Annotated in this window: 13 protein-coding genes and 2 pseudogenes; 4 read left to right on the top strand and 11 right to left on the bottom strand. The window is 64.4% G+C overall.

What is annotated here, in order from left to right; all coding sequences use genetic code 11:
- A pseudogene (locus tag EF294_RS18850) lies at positions 1–273 on the top strand (ABC transporter ATP-binding protein); the annotation flags it as partial.
- 56 nt (positions 274–329) lie between these two features.
- On the opposite strand, the gene EF294_RS18845 reads toward EF294_RS18850, so the two are convergent.
- Positions 330–1,286 carry a PaaI family thioesterase gene (locus EF294_RS18845; protein ID WP_123932472.1) on the bottom strand — a complete coding sequence of 319 codons (957 nt, stop codon included), beginning with the start codon at positions 1,284–1,286 and terminating at the stop codon, positions 330–332.
- Positions 1,287–1,397: 111 nt separating this feature from the next.
- Entirely contained in the window at positions 1,398–2,351 is a 954-nt protein-coding gene (locus EF294_RS18840; protein WP_123932484.1) for a hypothetical protein, read from the bottom strand.
- Between the two features lie 289 nt (positions 2,352–2,640).
- On the opposite strand from EF294_RS18840, the gene EF294_RS18835 reads away from it, so the two are divergent.
- A complete protein-coding gene (locus tag EF294_RS18835) occupies positions 2,641–3,237 on the top strand; it encodes a TetR/AcrR family transcriptional regulator (protein ID WP_265078076.1) in 597 nt (198 codons plus the stop codon).
- A 30-nt stretch (positions 3,238–3,267) separates the two neighbouring features.
- Here EF294_RS18835 and EF294_RS22280 read toward each other — a convergent pair whose 3' ends face one another.
- From EF294_RS22280 to EF294_RS18800, 7 genes are all read right to left on the bottom strand, one after another.
- Entirely contained in the window at positions 3,268–3,759 is a 492-nt protein-coding gene (locus EF294_RS22280; RefSeq protein ID WP_246007959.1) for an LLM class flavin-dependent oxidoreductase, read from the bottom strand.
- 546 nt (positions 3,760–4,305) lie between these two features.
- Positions 4,306–5,001, bottom strand: coding sequence for a tyrosine-protein phosphatase (locus EF294_RS18825; protein WP_123932471.1), 696 nt, complete (start codon positions 4,999–5,001; stop codon positions 4,306–4,308).
- Complete coding sequence (locus tag EF294_RS18820; protein ID WP_221182460.1) at positions 4,998–5,666, bottom strand: PEP-utilizing enzyme; 669 nt, start codon at positions 5,664–5,666, stop codon at positions 4,998–5,000. The genes EF294_RS18825 and EF294_RS18820 overlap by 4 nt, the downstream gene beginning before the upstream one ends.
- A gap of 299 nt (positions 5,667–5,965) precedes the next feature.
- Positions 5,966–7,576 (bottom strand): PEP-utilizing enzyme, encoded by a 1,611-nt coding sequence (locus EF294_RS18815; protein ID WP_246007958.1) that lies wholly within the window; start codon positions 7,574–7,576, stop codon positions 5,966–5,968.
- Positions 7,573–9,111, bottom strand: a complete 1,539-nt coding sequence (locus EF294_RS18810) for a pyruvate, phosphate dikinase (protein ID WP_246007957.1) — start codon at positions 9,109–9,111, stop codon at positions 7,573–7,575. Before EF294_RS18810 ends, EF294_RS18815 begins: the two co-directional genes overlap by 4 nt.
- Positions 9,108–9,722 (bottom strand): winged helix-turn-helix domain-containing protein, encoded by a 615-nt coding sequence (locus EF294_RS18805; RefSeq protein WP_123932469.1) that lies wholly within the window; start codon positions 9,720–9,722, stop codon positions 9,108–9,110. Before EF294_RS18805 ends, EF294_RS18810 begins: the two co-directional genes overlap by 4 nt.
- Before the next feature lie 10 nt (positions 9,723–9,732).
- Positions 9,733–10,587 carry a DUF7065 domain-containing protein gene (locus EF294_RS18800; RefSeq protein ID WP_246007956.1) on the bottom strand — a complete coding sequence of 285 codons (855 nt, stop codon included), beginning with the start codon at positions 10,585–10,587 and terminating at the stop codon, positions 9,733–9,735.
- A 202-nt stretch (positions 10,588–10,789) separates the two neighbouring features.
- On the opposite strand from EF294_RS18800, the gene EF294_RS18795 reads away from it, so the two are divergent.
- Together EF294_RS18795 and EF294_RS18790 are read left to right on the top strand one after the other, a co-directional pair.
- Positions 10,790–11,368 (top strand): TetR/AcrR family transcriptional regulator, encoded by a 579-nt coding sequence (locus EF294_RS18795; protein WP_185091156.1) that lies wholly within the window; start codon positions 10,790–10,792, stop codon positions 11,366–11,368.
- 232 nt (positions 11,369–11,600) lie between these two features.
- Positions 11,601–13,118 (top strand): PEP-utilizing enzyme, encoded by a 1,518-nt coding sequence (locus EF294_RS18790; RefSeq protein WP_246007961.1) that lies wholly within the window; start codon positions 11,601–11,603, stop codon positions 13,116–13,118.
- A 105-nt stretch (positions 13,119–13,223) separates the two neighbouring features.
- On the opposite strand, the pseudogene EF294_RS18785 reads toward EF294_RS18790, so the two are convergent.
- Positions 13,224–14,465: pseudogene (locus tag EF294_RS18785) on the bottom strand (IS256 family transposase).
- Positions 14,466–14,622: 157 nt separating this feature from the next.
- Positions 14,623–15,792, bottom strand: a complete 1,170-nt coding sequence (locus tag EF294_RS18780) for an FG-GAP repeat domain-containing protein (RefSeq protein WP_123932466.1) — start codon at positions 15,790–15,792, stop codon at positions 14,623–14,625.
- Between the last annotated feature and the right edge of the window lie 22 nt (positions 15,793–15,814).

Below are 15,814 nucleotides of genomic sequence, written 5' to 3'. Positions count from 1 at the left end.
GAAGAGGCGATGCAGGCCGCGGGTATCGGTGGTGGCGGTACCAAGGACGACTTCTCGGAGATCATCCCGCAGGTGCAGCCCAATCCGGGTATGCCCGAGCGCAAGGCTGTTGCCCGCCACCGGGAGCGCGTCCTGGAGTTGTTGCCGTCGTTGCCGGAGAATGCCCAGCGCGCGATCCGTGAATCGATGGCGCAGGAGGACGAGATCCGCGTCCAGGCACACGCCCACGGTGCCGATGTCGCGGACACGGCACCCATTCTGATCGACCGATAGCAGGCGGGCCGGGATACTTCGAGAGGGGTGCGTATCCCGGTGTGAGGCCGACTGGTTCAGTCGACGCGGAAGAATGTGCAGCGCGCCCGGGCGTAGACCGAGGAGTGCGCCGGATCGCCGATCGTGACCTCCGCCGAGACCAGGCGCCGGCCGGATCGGACCAGCATCGCGGTCCACGCGATATCGAGATCGGGCTGCGGTGAGGCCAACAGGTCGACCGCGACATCGCCGAAGCTCAGCTGCTGGTGCGGAGCGCGCACGAGCGTGGCCGCCAGTGACGCGGCTTCGGCGGCCACCGCGAACACGATCCCGCCCTGCACGGAGCCGAGCGGATTGGTCATCCACGTCGCGGGTAGCCACCGCCCGGTGACCCTCGACTCGTGAATCCCGGTCACCGTCATCCGCAGCGTCCGTGGCAGCGGTGCAGGTAGTGACGTCCCACCGATGCACGCGTCGAGTTGTTCGCGACCGGAGACGCCGGGATCGATCGGCGCACTGCCGATCGCATCGTTTGGGGCGAGAACACCGTGTTCGGTGGTGACGTCGGTTCGCGGGCGTTCGATCGGAACTGCACGACAGCTCGCCGTGGCCACCACCTGATTGTCGTCAGCGGAGCGGGACACCTGCGCGGTGACGACCACCGTGTCCGACACGGCATCGGTGAGGATCGACGTCGGACGTGCAATCAGCGCATCGCCGTCCCCGTAGTCGCCGACGAACGCAGCGTGCAGTGCGGATACGACGAATGTTCGCTCGGGAGTGTGGATGTAGGCCATCGCGCCGAGTACGGCATCGAGCAGCGGCCCCAGGGATGCTCTGGATATGTGGCCGTCCATGCCCGCGAACCAGGGTTGGGTCACCTGAATGAATTCGGCTCCGTCGGCGTCGAGTGCATCAAGGGTGATACCCATCGATGCACTCGCATTGTCGGCATCGAAAATTGGTAGCGCTCTGCGTAGTTCGGTTGTCGGTGGTTCGTCCATGGGTGATTCGTCTACAGGTGATTTGCTCATCGATCGAATGCTATCCACTTCGGTGGGACGGAGTTCGCCGAGGGTGCAATAGGAGTCGGCCGGCAGCGGTTGCTGCCGGCCGACTCCTGGTGAGTGTCGAGATCCGCTGATTCAGACCATCTCTGGAGTGTTGGTGCGTGCCGGCGGGGTGGGTCCGACCACGGCCTGCGCCGGATCCTCCGGGTCGCGGGCGAGTGTGGCACGCGCCTGCGGTCCGGCGTCGTCGAGCATGCGTTCCCACAGGCGCTGTCGGCTGGCCTTGCTGAAGCCGAAGCGTGAGTAGGCGAAGAGCCGCCATAGGTTCCATGCCGGCGCGGATTCGTCGTCCTTGCGTCCCACGAGTTGGTGCAATATGCACATCCAGCCGACCATCATGACCATCATGACCGCCGCGGCAATCCAGCGAACCCAGGTCGGCAGCGCCGAGTTGTGGGCGAGGATGTGCACCCAGCCGACGCCGAAGTAGGCGACCATCATGCCGAACGGTGCAACCAGAAGCAGCAGGAGCTTGGAGGCGCCGTGCAAGCGGGGCACCGCGAAGGCGAGGATCGCGCCGATGGTGACGAACGAACCACCATTGATGAAGCCCCACCAGTACGGGAACTTCAGGAACTCAAAGGGCTGGGTGCCGTAGTAGAGATAGACCCCGAGATTGATGCCGATTGTCTCCATGAGCGCGTCGGTGATGATGCCGACACCCAGCAACATGATGAAGTGACTGCGTCGTGCGCCGTTGCGGATGACGAAGTAGCAAAAATAGGCCTCGAGTCCGAGGAAGGCGACGTAACACAGCGGGATCAACGCGGGCACGGTGATACCGAAGTTGGTGAATGCCGGCAGTAGGTTCCGGGCCCAGTGCAGGTGACCCAACAGATCGAGCATCGGCTCGAGCAGGCTGCAGATGAGACCGCTGCCCATCACGATCAGCGGAATGTAGTTCTTGCTCTTGACGGCGGCTCGGATGGCCCACGGCAGCGCGAAGACGACGACCAGTGCGCCGGCGACGAAGAAGAAGATGATCTCGGCCGTGAGGCTGGCATCGAACGGCCCGGGTGCCGGCTGCATATTGGGCGGCCAACCCTCGGTGGATTCGAGAATCCAGCCATCGGCCAAGGTCAGTGCGGATGACACGATGTGGTCCTTTCGGTCAGGTCGTGGACGGTTCCTTGACCGCCGGAAGCGGCTTTCGGAGTGTGTACTGCCTCACACTAACAGGATGGCCTGACAATGTGTATGGGGATTTGAAAATAAAATAAACGATACAGAGCAGGTTGCTCCGGGTCGTGTGGCCGTCGACGACGGTATCGTCGACGGCGTGGCCAACACGACCCGCTCCAAAGCGCGGCGCCAGGGGATTGCGCCGGTAGGGGCGCCGGTCGCCGACGAGATCTACGGCGCGACACTGCAGCTGATGGCCCGTAAGGAGTTCGGCGATCTCAGCGTCGCCGATGTGCTCGCCGAGGCGGGAGTGAGCCGTGCGTCGTTCTACTACTACTTCGAATCGAAGTTCGGTGTCCTCAGCGGACTGCTGTCGCGGGCAATGGACGACATCTTCGAGAAGGTGTCGCCGTTCCTGATCCCTTCCGACGGAACCGATGCGGAACGGGCACTGGAAACGAGCATCGCTGCGGTGGCCGATGCGTGGCGACGACACCGACTCGTCCTGCGGGCCACGAGTCGCCATTGGCACGAGGACGCAGAATTACGCGAACGTTGGCTGGCGATCGTGGAACGATTTGTCGCCGCCGGCGCCCTGGAGATCGACCGTGAGCGTTCCGAGGGGATGGTCAGTTCCGAGGTGGACAGTCGACTGCTCGCCACGTCGCTGTTCTGGGGCACCGAGCGGGTGCTGCATGTTGCCGGTCTGGGAGTCGAACCCGAATTGCCTGACGAGTCAGCGGCGGTCGCCCCGCTGGTGGCCATGTGGACCGGTGCCCTGTACGGACGGTGACCCTGCCCCAGGAGACGGCTCATCTGATGCTCACTCGAGCCACTGGGCGATGACCTTCGCGTTCTGCGCCGGAGTGCTGCCATAGGTTGCTATCTCATCGGCCCCAGTCTCACGGAAGGCGCGCAGACGCTCGACGCACTCCCGAGATGTTCCGAATGCGCAAGAGTCGTTCATCCACGAGTCGGGGACGCGATCCGCGGCGTCGAGGAGTTGTCGACGGTGAAAGGCGGTGTCGACGAACTCGTCGCCGGACGACTCCTGTGCCACGCGAAGTGCCGCCCGCAAGTGCGTGACCGGCTCGCGATCCCATCCGCTGACCCGGACCAGCGCGTCGCCGTCCTCGGGTGCCTGCAGGTAGGTGGCCGCGCGTGCGTGAGCCAGTGCCCGTGTTTCATGCTCATCGAGGTCCGGCGCGGGCATCACGCATTGCACGATCCGCAGGGTTGCCGGGTCCCAGTCGATCCGCTCGCACGCCGACCGCAGGCGGGCCATCGACCGTGAAGTGGCCTCGGGGGTCATCATCGGCGGCAGGATCACGCGGTTGAACGAGCGCGCCACGGCGTCGGCGGCACGAAGTATGCCGAATGTGAAGTACCAGAGTCGGGTGCCTGATGTCGACGTAGTCGCAGATACCGTCGAAACCCGCGGTACGTAGACCCTCGTGGCGCAGGGAACGCGTGATCCCCTCGTTCCAACCCGAGAACGAGCCGGTGCCGAGGGTCGGCCTGCATGGTCGCGCTAAAGGCTTCCATGTGTAGTGCGCGGCAGCGCGCCGGGGAGACGATCCTGGTGGCGAGACCTACGCGGCCGGTGCGGGCGCCGACCGCCCCGAGAATTACCGCGGCCTCCTTGAGAATCTATCGTTTGGAGAGGAAGACGTTGCGGAAATCGAGTTCTTCAGCTTCGATTCCGTTGGGAATCCCCTGTGCCACAGTCCTATAGTCGGTTTTAGAGGTAGCGTCGTCGGCTGTGCTTGAGGTGATCCTGCAACAATCAGGTAAGCGCTGAGATCAGCGGCAGTGGGGACATTCGAAGCGCGCACGTGGAGTTCATTCGGGACATGGTTTGTCAGTTTTCTCGCGTGGTCAACCACGCGATCGTCGAATCCAGGTCGTCGGGAGACGCACCGTGATCGAGGAACCACGCGCGGACCCCTCCGGGCCACCGGGTCACCTCGTCGATCAGGACATCGATGGCGACGTCGGGCGCCTGCACCCACTCCGGTCGCATCAGGGTCGACGGAATGACCTCTGCGTCGTGCGCGCGCTCGAGGACGGCGGGCATGTTGTCCTCGGTCGCTCGGTAATCCCGTACAACATCGGTGGGGTCGACGCCCACCAGGAGAAGGAGCGCGCCGATGGCCATGCCGGTGCGGTCCTTCCCCGCGGTGCAGTGGATCAGTGTCGCGTTGCCGTGGCCGAGGAGCTTTGGCAACAGGGCGATTCGTGACCTCGACGCCGTCAGCATGTCGCGATACAGCTCGGTGAGTGTCATTGCCGGCGAGAGCGAACTGAGGTCCCCGGCGTCATAGAGCGAGTGCCGGTGAACGGTGACCGTCGGAGACCAGCGATACGGGCGCCGGACGGCTTCGTACTCGGAGCGTAGGTCGATCACCGTCCTCACCGGTACGGCGTCAAGGATCGACAGATCGTCCCCGTCGTAGGGTGCATCGCTGCGCAGCAGTGCTCCCACCCGTGTACGGCCACCGCCGACCACTACCATGGTGCCCACGTCTCGAAGATTTGCCGGTGCGCGGGCGGTCATCGAGTCGAGAGCATATTGACGACACCGGCGGAACCGTCCGCGCTGACTCGCATTCCGACATCCGGATCTATTGTCCCGCAGCGGGTATTGGGCACGCAGGATAAACCGAGTTCTCGATAGACGACGGCCGCATGGTTCGTCGTACTGCCCACAGTGGTCACTGTCACTGTAACTGCCAAGGGGGACGGCGACGCCAAATTGTGGTAGGTCGCTTCATAAGCCATGACGGTTCCATCGTCGGGGCCAACGATCCCCGCTCTCACTCCGGGATCACCGATCCACACCTCCGGCGCGACGCCGTGGCGACAGTGCAGGTCGCAGAAGGTGGCGATGTCGATTTCGTCGTGGGAGAGCCGCCACAGGGCGCGGACGAGCTCGAATTTCGCTGTGCGCTCTTCGCTCTTGATGATTTCGCTGCCGGAGTGTGTATCCGGCCACGCGAAGTGAATCCTTGCGTGTCGTGGTACGGGTGCCCACGAGAGGTTGTCGAAACCCGAGGTGCTGTGCATATCCCACACCGCTGCGGCCGCGGTGATCTCGATGCTGAAACGGACTGCCACGGCCGGTCCGGCGCCGGTCGCTCCGCTCACCGTCCGTGCCAGATCGGTCGGCTCGCCGGCGCCGTCGAACGCTAGGCGCGCCTCCGGTGGTGCGGTTGGAGACACTCGACCCGAAGTTTGCCGGTGGCCCGGCCCCGCCGGCCTGGCGTACGGCTCCAGTAGTGGTCGACCAGCAATTCGCCGTCCGGGAGCTTGACGATCGTCTGGGCCCAACAAAGTTCGAGGTCGGCCACAATGGCCGAAGACGCCCTCCCCGTTCCCGGGCGACCGGGCGTGGAAGAACATGGTCTCGTTCCAACCGGGGACCGAGTACGGGGAGTTCAGCAGGTCGGTGTCGAGATGAGCCTGAGAATGTCTGTTGCCCTTGATGGTATGTGTTACCAGCGAAATGGTGTTCGAGTTCGTCATGCCAGTATCGTGACCTCACCCTTGTCGCCATCGACGCGGATGTGCGCGCCGTCGGGTATGCGGTTGCTTCCCGTCTCGGTTCCGCACACGCAGGGCAGTCCGAGCTCGCGTGCCACGATCGGTCCGTGGCTGAGTAGTCCGCCGTAATCGGTGACCACCGCCCCGGCGACCAGGAACAGCGAGACCCAGCTCGGGTCTGTGGTCTCGCATACCAGCACGTCGCCGTCGTCGAGTTCGACCTCCGACGGGTCGTGCACCACCCGCGCACGGCCCTCGACGACGCCGCCGCTGGCAGCCACTCCGCTCAGGGTTTGGTTGGGGCCCAGCAGTTCACCGCTGCCCTCACCGACCTTCACGATCTCCGGCGTACCCTGCCAGGCCTGCGGTAGCCGTAACTCGGTGCGCTGGGTGTACTCGGCGATTCGGTCGTTCACCAGTGCCCGCTGATCTCCTGACACTCCGGCGACCAGTGCGTCGTAGCGGAGATGGAAGATGTGTTCGCGGTCGGTGATGACGCCGTGGCCGACCATGTGGTCACCCAGCCGCCGGGCCGCGGCTCGCGCGACGTCGTAGGTCATCAGATATCCGGCCTTGCCTTGCTCTCGGAGGGCGAGGAACCGTGCGGCCCAACGCACGAGCAGTGCCGTGGGCCGTCGCTTGACGGCCGGTGTGGCGTCGAGGAGCTGTCGTAGAGCGGAATCGCGGAGCGCCACCTGGGCCGAACTGCGAGACCGAGGTGCCTTCGGGCTACCGGCCGGGATGGATCGGTAATCATCGAGACGCTGCCGGACGGGCCCGAGATCCTCCCGCCACGTTCGGCCCGACAACTGCCCCTCGCCGGGCCCGTGATAGCCGTGCCGATCGACGAAGTCCTGTTCGGTGATCTCGTCGTGCGCCAGTGCCCACAGGTCGTGGGCGACCTCGTTCTCGTCCGAGCCGACACCGGACAGGAGGTGTTGTTCGAGTCCGGGGACCCCTGCAGCCGAAGCAAATTCGGCAACCTTGTCGGCGAGCGCCGAACTCACGAACGCCACGCCCATATGGATGGTCATGATGTCCTCGAATCGGCGACGTGCGTCGGCGAGGACGGCCAAGCAGGTCGACTTGTCGGCGATGCCGATCCCGGGAAGTTGGTCGAGTCTCCACCGTCGCAGGCCGGCGAACATGCTGTCGTGGCGTTTGGGGGTCGATGCCACCCACCGAGGTGCCTTGGCGAGGATCATCGGATAGCGGCGAATCGTGTTCGCATCGACGGTCTCCGGACGCACGTAACCGAACAACTGCGCTTCGATGGCCGTCGCGGAGGTGCCCGGAAGGACATCGGCGACTTGGCGGAACTTGTCGATGTTTCCCGCTCCCCGGCCGGCGAACAGGCTCCAGAAGCAGTCATCGACGGAGTCGGGGATCACGAGGTCGGCCGTGGAGAATGCGCCCAGGTCGTAGAACATACGCCGAAAGGCCATCTCCATCGGTTCGAAGACGAAGCTGATGCCGAAGGCGGTGAAGACCCCGGGAAACGCCTCGGCGACGTTGCCGGTGGTCCACGTGGTCTCCGACGCGACCCCGGCGCTGTCGAGGGTGGTGAGCATCTGCTCTCGCGTCGTCATCGGGACTCGCCTTCCGCGAGCCGGGTGTCGAGAAGGCCGGCAAGCATCTGCAGGTCGGCGGGAGAATCGTCACGAGCTCCGGCAACGCCGAGATCATCTGTGGCCCAGGTGAGAAGGCGGTGGAGTTCGGCCGACTCGGATTCGATGTGGAACGTCGGAACTTCTCCGTCGTAGACGACACCGTTGCCGGCGTCGATCGTCACCGTTCGTCCGTCCATCTCGGAGACCGTGTGCGCGCCGCACCCCACCACGCACGGGATGGCCATCTCCCGGCACACCACGGCCGCGTGTGACGTCGCCCCACCGAGTTCGGTGATCACCGCCTTCGCGATCGCCATGGCGGCAACGTCATCGGGGTCGGTGGTGGGCCTCGCCAGGATCACGTCGACACCGGAGTCGGCTGCGGCCTCGGCCCGATCGGTGTCCGTGTGCACGATTCCGACGGCGATTCCTGGTGCGGCCGGTTTCCCACGTGCGATGACAACGGCTTTCGCAGCAGCGGCCGGATCGAGGTGCGGGCGCAATAGTGCGCGTATCTGGTCTCCGCTCACCCGGTCCAGCGCCTCGTCCGGGGTGATCAGTCCTTCGTCGACCATGGTGACCGCGCAGTGGACCGCCGCCTCGGGTGTGCGTTTCGCCGCCCGGCACTGAAGCAGCCACAATCGGCCTTCCTGCACGGTGAACTCGATGTCCTGGACATCGCGGCCATGCTTCTCGAGGACGCCGGTGACCGACAGGAGTTGCTCGTGGACGCCGGGGAGGGTCTGGGCGAGACGGTTCAGGGGTAGTGCGTCCATCCGGCCCGAGACGACATCCTCGCCCTGCCCTCCGGGAAGCCATTCGCCGTAGATCTCCTTGCAGCCGGTCAACGGGTCGCGAGAGAACAGGACACCGGTACCGGAGTTCTCACCGAGGTTGCCGAAGACCATCGCCTGCACCGTCACCGCGGTGCCGGCGTCGTCATCGAGGCCGCGGGCACCGCGATAGGCAACCGCGCGTGGGCTGTGCCACGAGTCGAGTACCGATCGAATCGCTTGGCGGAGTTGCTCCCACGGGTCGCCCGGGGGCGGTCGGCCGACCACCGACGTGAACTGCTCGACGAATCTGCGGTGGGTGTCGCTCGCGTACTCGCGATCGCCGGATTGGCGGGCGAGTTCGGACTCTATCCCGGTGGTCATCCCGAGGTTCAGGATCGTGTCCATCATGCCGGGCATACTGGTCGCGGCACCGGAGCGCACCGACAACAGCAAAGGCTTCTCGGCGGATCCGAACTCCCGGCCGGTAGCAGATCCCAGCTGATTCAATTGTGCGCGAACGTGATCCCAGATGCGTTCGGGCACCTGACGATCGTTGGCGTAGTACTCGCGGCATACCGACGTCGTGATCACGAAGGCGGGCGGGACAGGAATGCCGAGCATGCGCATCTCCTGAACACTCCAGGCTTTCCCGCCGATCAGCGAGCGGTCGAGCGTGGTGCCCCCATCGAGCTCGATGACGTCGGCCTCGGCCTGCGGCTGCATGGTGGACGCACTCATAGCGCACGTCCGGCGGCGGCCTCGTCGGCTCGGGTGCGCCCCGCTGCGCCGATGAGGTCTTCATGCAGTTCGAACCACACCGTGTGATAGCTGTCGGCGAGCGGCTTGGCGAACCATGAGTGGTCGCCGTAGCCGATACGGGAGATCGCGCGGTCGAATCGTCCGGGGTAGTGCCCGAGTCGGGGAATGACGGTCACGATTCGCGCCAACAGCGGGGTGAACTGTTGGTGCAACGCCGTCAGGTCGTCGATGATGGCTGCGTCGTAGTTGGCGTCCGAGTGGTCGTTGGGGGTGTCCTCGGACTTGAGTTGCCATCGGGTCATCAGTGACTTCAGTTCGTCATTGTGGGAATCGAACTCGCGATAGAGCGTCTCGACCTCGGAGGTGTCGAGGTCGGCGCGCTCCTCGGCGAGGAGTTGGGTCAGGCGTTCCCGTCCTTCGGGAGTCGCCCGGAGCCGGCCGTTCGTCTCGATGGCCTGCCCCTTTTCGATCAACGGACGAATCCGGTTCGCGCATGATTCCTCGTGAATGCCGAGGGATTCCGAGAGAGCAGCCACGGTGGTGCGCCCCTTGAGACGGAGCAATTGCAGAACGCTGATGGTGTCGGTCACTGTGGTCTCCTCACGCAACGCGGTGGACGATGCCTTGCTCGAAGAAGCCGGCTCCGGGTACGCCGTCGAGGTCGAGTGTCATGAAATCGTCGTAGGTACCGAAAGCGGGTCCCTCGGTCTCTGCCCCCATAGGGACGAAGAACCCCGCTTCCCGACTGTGCATCGTGCATCGGCGGCTCGAACCGTCGTCGAAGGTCAAGGTGGCGGCGAGGAATTGGGCGGCTGCGGTCCGACGGAACGTCACATCGCGAAGATGGCGCGCTTCCTCGTGATCGATGAGGTAGCCGTCGGTGCCGAGTTGGCCGTCGGTACCGAGGAACTTCATGGCGGTCAGGAATGCTCCGTCGAAGACGCAGACGAGACCGGCGTACTCGGCCCACTGGGCCGCTTCGTCACGGAAACCCCATGTGCGGTCGCGCATTCCGAGCCCGTCGAGGTGATGCTGCGAGCCGCGCACAGTAAAGTCGCCGCAGATGTTGCACGCTTGCTGGAAGTGCTGCAACGGTTTCCCCGGAACCAGGGGCGGGATGAGCTCGTGGAGGGAGAAGTCCGCGGGAGTGTGCAGCGGAGTGTTGGTGAAGGACGCCTCGAGGTCGGGGTGTGAGACGGTGATGGTGCCATCCAGGCCGAAGGAGATGGACTCACTCGAAAACGATCCCCGATCGAGGGTCTCGATGATCTCGACCTCGTCGTGACCGACGATCAGCGAGCAACGAGCACGGCGAGCGCCGTCGCCGTTCGGTGAGGTCGAGACGTGAAAGCTGCCGAAGATCTTACGTTCGACGTCCCAATAGGAGAGGTATGCGTTGTCCTTCCACACCGGGTCGCCTCTGCCGGCTGCGTCGTCGTGCACCGGTTCGGACAACGGGCCCCATGATGTGGTCTGTAGGGAGGAAGTGGAATGGGACGACACGGCTTGTGAGCTGACGGTCACGGGTACCTCCGGCTTGATTTTTGAATAGGACATAAAAACTGAGGGCGAGTCTACAACGTACACTCGGACGTGACAAGGCTCACAAGAGGGGGCGAATGTGGGACATGGCGCTGGTCTGGACCGTCGGAGGATCGTGGAGGCCGCACTCGCCGTTGCCGACATCGAGGGCATAGGCGGCGTGACGATGCGCAGGGTATCGACGGAACTCGGTGTCACGCCGATGGCGATCTACCGACACGTCGCGAGCAAGGAGGAGCTGATCGACCTTGTCGTCGACGAGTTGCTTCGCGCGGTCGACCCCGTCGACATCGATGGCGATCCGAGTGTCGAACTCGCCAGTTGGGGCTCGGCGTTTCACGCGCTGCTGGTCGGGCGCCCGTCGCTTGCGCAGGTGATGTCTACCAGGCGTCTTCAGGGGCCGGTGGCGACCCGGGCGGCTTTGGCAATTCTGGAGCTGCTGCGAAGAGTCGGCGTCCCCGACGCCCGTGCCGACGATCTGTTGGTCGGCATGTTCAGTTACACCGTGGGTGCGGCCCTGTATCGGATTTCTCGAACGCGCGAGCTCTCCACGATGGGGCGCCGCGTTCTCCCCGACGGCGTACCGTCGGTCAGCGCTCCCGGCCTGCGCGATCGCCTGGCCGGTGCCGAGCTCACCGACCGATCCTTCACGGCCGGTCTCACGATGATCGTCGAGGGCTTCCTGGCCGTGTGAGCCACGGAGGCTGCTTGTCGTTCGAAGAATCTGTGTCGCAACCGAACTTGCTGCAGTAATTTAATTGTTCTTCGAAAAATGGGCTTTCTCGGTTATCTTGTCCCCAGAGTCGTGCACCGACGAACGATGTGCCCGCCGAAATGGAGTCCTCCTCATGAACATCCTCAACTTCGTCTCCCCGTCCGACGCCTCGTGGAGTTCGGTCAATCTCGCCGAGGCGGTGCCGGGAGTGATGACGCCTCTCACCTCGAGCGTGTGGGTCCCGGCCAGCGAAATGGGCCTTCGGCAGCCATTCCGGGAGATGGGAGTGCTACCTGCGAGTCAGGCTGTGATCCCGGCGGATCCGGCCGATCGGATCACCGGTGCCTTCTTCGGGAGGATGGCGGTGCGTGTGGACTTCCTTTGCGAGATGGGTGATCTCGTACCCGGACAATCGGGAGAGTCGTTGTCGAGGGACTTCTTCGGATTCGTCCCTCCCGACTTCGTCAGTCATCCGTCGAACCGGAGGCTTCCCGCCATCGCCTTGCGGTACCCGCGCGCGTTGGCCACCATTGCGCGCCGTATCGAGCGCGATCGCCGCGAGGTCGACGCGTGGTGGCGTCGCTCGCTGGCGTCGCTCGGGCAAATGACCACCGATGACGTTCGTGGTCTTCTGGTCGATGCACGCGAGAGATTCACCGATGCGTTGGCCCTGCAGGCGGTCGTCAGCGCCTGTGCCATTCAGCCCGTGCAGGACCAGATCTCGTCACTGGCCGAATCGGCCGGAGTGGATCTGACCGATCTGCTGAGAGGTCATGGCTCCCACGAAGAATCAGTGGTGTTGGCCGACATGTGGGCGGTATCTCGTCGCGAACTCGACATGGACGAGTTCATGAGCAGGCACGGGTATCACTGTGCGGGCGAGGGTGAGGTGTCCTCGGTCAGTTGGCGAGAGGACCCGGGCCACGTGCAACGCATGGTCGCGCGATTCGGATCGCTAGCGGAGACCGAGAGTCCGCGGGCGAGAGCCGCTGAGCTCGAACAGCGCGGCGCCAGTGCCACCGATAAGCTCCGCACCAACTCGTCGGCAGGACGAATCCGCGTGGATCTGACCCTGCGCCTTGCCAGACGTTTCATCCCCTTGCGCGGCGTGGGGAAGGTGACCTATTTGCAGACGCTGGATGTCTTGCGCGCCTGTGCACGTCGCCTCGGAGCCGACGCGGTAGAGAGTGGATCTCTGAGTGATCCGGAAGACGCGTTCTACTTCACCGCCGATGAACTCGCACGGCCGCTGCCGTCCGGCGCCGGCGATCTCGTAAGTGAGAGACGAGCGCAGCGCGCCGATTACGAGTCGCTGATCCTGCCGCCGACGTGGACCGGAAACCCGGTGCCCGAACGTATGTCGCCACCGGATGCACCGGCCGCGGCAGCAGACACCGAGGTCTGTCTGAACGGTGTCGGTGCTTCTCCCGGCACGGTGACCGGTCGCGCGGTGGTGGTCACGGATCCAGCTACGACCGACGTCGACGACGGTGACATCCTGATCGCACACACCACGGACCCGTCATGGGTGTCGTTGATGTTCCTGTCGTCGGCGCTGGTGGTCGACATCGGTGGGATGATGAGCCACGCCGCGGTGGTGGCACGCGAACTAGGAATTCCCTGTGTCATGAACACCGGCAACGGGACTCGGGCGATCACCACGGGTGACACGGTGAGCGTTGACGGGGTGGGTGGAACCGTGCGCATCGTATCGACGAGTGCCGCCTGAGCGTTTTCCCTGTGCGGGGCCGGGGGATCAGATTGTGCCCCGTGGAGTGGTGGACTTCGGATCGGCGTGGACTCACGCGTAGTGATCAACGAGGCATGGTGAATGCTAAGCGTTTTGGTGGGACTGGTCCAGGGCTGCCGCGGCGTGTTGCTTGGCGGTGATCACCTTCTTGAGTTCGAGCATCGACACATCGGAGAGGTAGCGGCGGGTGACCTGCCATTCATCGTGAGCTTCGATCACCACCGCGGTCGCCAACCGCAGGAACGCGGCCGGGTTGGGGAAGATCTCCACGACATCAGCACGACGTTTGATTTCCTTGTTGAGCCGTTCGATCGGATTGTTGGACCAAATCTTGCGCCAATGCGCCTTGGGGAACGCGGTGAACGCCAACACGTCGGCCTTTGCTTCGCGCATCATCTCCGTCACCTTCAGGAACGAGGATTGCAGCGTGTCGGCGACCTGATCCCATTGGGCATGGATATCCTCAGGCTCGGTGTGAGCGAAGATCGTCTTGACCGCCGCGGTCACCACCTGCGCCTGTTTCGCCGACACCGCCCCGTGCAGGTTCCGCATGAAATCCACCCGACACCGCTGCCACGAAGCGTTCATACACTGTTGAGCTACAGCAGCTTTCACGCCTGGCGTGAGCGTCGGAGGTGACCAACTCGACACCGGAGAGGCCACGCGCTTTGAGCGAGGCGAAGAATTCGCGCCAGAACTCGTAGGATTCGGTGTCGCCGACCGCGGTGCCCAGTACCTCCCGCGAGCGGTCTATCGATACTCCAGTGGCCACCACCAGCGCCTGAGAGACCACATGCGCCCCGACCCGAAGCTTGCAGTAGGTCGCATCAGCGAACACCTACGGAAATATCGTATGAGACAGGGAGCGTTCCCGGAACTTCTTGATGTCGACATCAAGCTCACCGCAGATGCGCGACACCTCCGATGTGGAGATCCCGGTATCCACCCCCAAGGCTTTGACCAGGTCATCGACCGATCGGGTGGACACGCCGTGCACGTAGGCCTCCATGATCACCGCGTGCAGGGCCTTGTCGATGCGGCGGCGCCGTTCAAGCAGCACCGGGAAAAACGAACCTGAGCGCAGCTTCGGGATCTTCACCGACACATCGCCGGCCGGGGTGGACACCGCCTTGGAGCGGTGACCATTGCGGTGGGTGGAGCGTTCCGCGGAACGCTCGTAACGGCCGGCGCCGATCTTCTCGGTGGCCTCGGCCTCGATCAACGCCTGCAAACCAGCACGCACACCAGTTCGGTGAACACCGCGCCGGAATCGGCGGAGGTCAGTGCATCAAGCTGGGCGAGCAAGCCAGAATGGTCCTGGCTCATCGCGAGTGTGTCCTTCTGTGAGTCGCTTTGGTAGGTAACTCACTGACCACTACGCGATCGCCCACCTCCAACCGTCACAACACGCCATAACAGGCAGCACTACCCCGACTGACGCCACGCCCGAAACCCCACCACTCCAGGGGACTTACCCGGGGGATCACGCCGGGTAATCGAGCGCCGGTCCGAATCCCCCGGCGCCGTCGCCGTAGCGCAGGACGACATTCCCAGTCGCGGTGTTGCCGATGACGACGTCGAGCTTGTGGTCGGCGTTGAAGTCACCGAGCAGCGGAGTGGACAGCGGGAACGCACCACCGGTCGAGTGGACATGCGGCGGACCGAACCGCCCGCCACCGGTCCCGAGTAGCACGCTGAAACTCGATGTACCGGCGTCGGCGACCACCAGGTCGGCGATGCCGTCTCCATTGACATCGCCGAAGTCGAAACACTGGGGCAGGACTCCGCCGGTCGGGTACACCTGCGGCGCAGAGAATCTCATGCCGCCCTGATTGAAGCGAATCGAGACCGTATTCGCCACGAGGTTGGAGAAGACGATGTCCGGCCGGTGATCGCCGTTGACATCGCGGGCAAGTCCGTACCAGGCGGTGAGTCCCCCCTGTGTGAGCGTCATCGGGCGCTGGAAGCCGCCATCGCCGAGTCCGCGGAATACCTGGATCGTGCTGTTGACGTAGTTGCCGCGGAGTAGATCGACATTGCCGTCACCGTCGAAATCGGCGGCATCGAGCGAACCTGATCCGGTCCCCAGCTCCGTTGACACGGTTCGGGTGGCGCCAAGGGTTCCCTCGCCGTGACCGAGCAGAACAGAGAGCGAGGGGCTCTGGTTGGAGGTCGCCAGATCGAGGTTCCCGTCGTGGTTCAGGTCGGTGGCGACCACCGCCCCGGGTGCGGGCCCCGTCGGATAATCGACGGCGGGCTCAAAGCTACCGTCGCCGCGGCCGATCAGGATCGATACGGTGCTGGGGGTGAAGTTGGTGACCGCGAGATCCGGGAGCCCGTCATGGTTGAGATCGGCGATGGCCACGTAGTCGGCCTGTCCGCCGGTGTGGTAGTGAACCGCAGGCCGGAATCCACCGCCCGGTTGGCCGAGGAAGACCGAGATCCCGTTGCCGAGGGCGAAGTTGCTGAACACGATGTCCGGCATCCCATCGTGGTTCAGGTCGGCGGTCGCCGGGACGGCCGGCCCTTCGAAGTTGACCGGGGTGTCCGCGCGGGCGGGACCGCCGAAGAATGCACCCGGCGCGAGGCACGCCAGGAGCGCTAAGCAGGCTGCGCCGAGTGCTTTGTGGGACCGGAATGATGTGTGCCGCATGGTCGGCTCCGTTCGGGTGGGT

This window comes from Gordonia oryzae (assembly GCF_003797185.1).
GTDB lineage: Bacteria > Actinomycetota > Actinomycetes > Mycobacteriales > Mycobacteriaceae > Gordonia > Gordonia oryzae.
This window is presented reverse-complemented; position numbering and strand designations above follow the sequence as displayed.

Bases quoted from the DNA above. Each gene is read 5' to 3' on its own strand.
- EF294_RS18845 (WP_123932472.1), bottom strand. From the start codon at position 1,286: ATGAGCAAATCACCTGTAGACGAATCACCCATGGACGAACCACCGACA.
- EF294_RS18840 (WP_123932484.1), bottom strand. From the start codon at position 2,351: ATGCAGCCGGCACCCGGGCCGTTCGATGCCAGCCTCACGGCCGAGATC.
- EF294_RS22280 (WP_246007959.1), bottom strand. From the start codon at position 3,759: ATGATGACCCCCGAGGCCACTTCACGGTCGATGGCCCGCCTGCGGTCG.
- EF294_RS18825 (WP_123932471.1), bottom strand. From the start codon at position 5,001: ATGACCGCCCGCGCACCGGCAAATCTTCGAGACGTGGGCACCATGGTA.
- EF294_RS18815 (WP_246007958.1), bottom strand. From the start codon at position 7,576: ATGACGACGCGAGAGCAGATGCTCACCACCCTCGACAGCGCCGGGGTC.
- EF294_RS18810 (WP_246007957.1), bottom strand. From the start codon at position 9,111: ATGAGTGCGTCCACCATGCAGCCGCAGGCCGAGGCCGACGTCATCGAG.
- EF294_RS18790 (WP_246007961.1), top strand. From the start codon at position 11,601: ATGACGCCTCTCACCTCGAGCGTGTGGGTCCCGGCCAGCGAAATGGGC.
- EF294_RS18780 (WP_123932466.1), bottom strand. From the start codon at position 15,792: ATGCGGCACACATCATTCCGGTCCCACAAAGCACTCGGCGCAGCCTGC.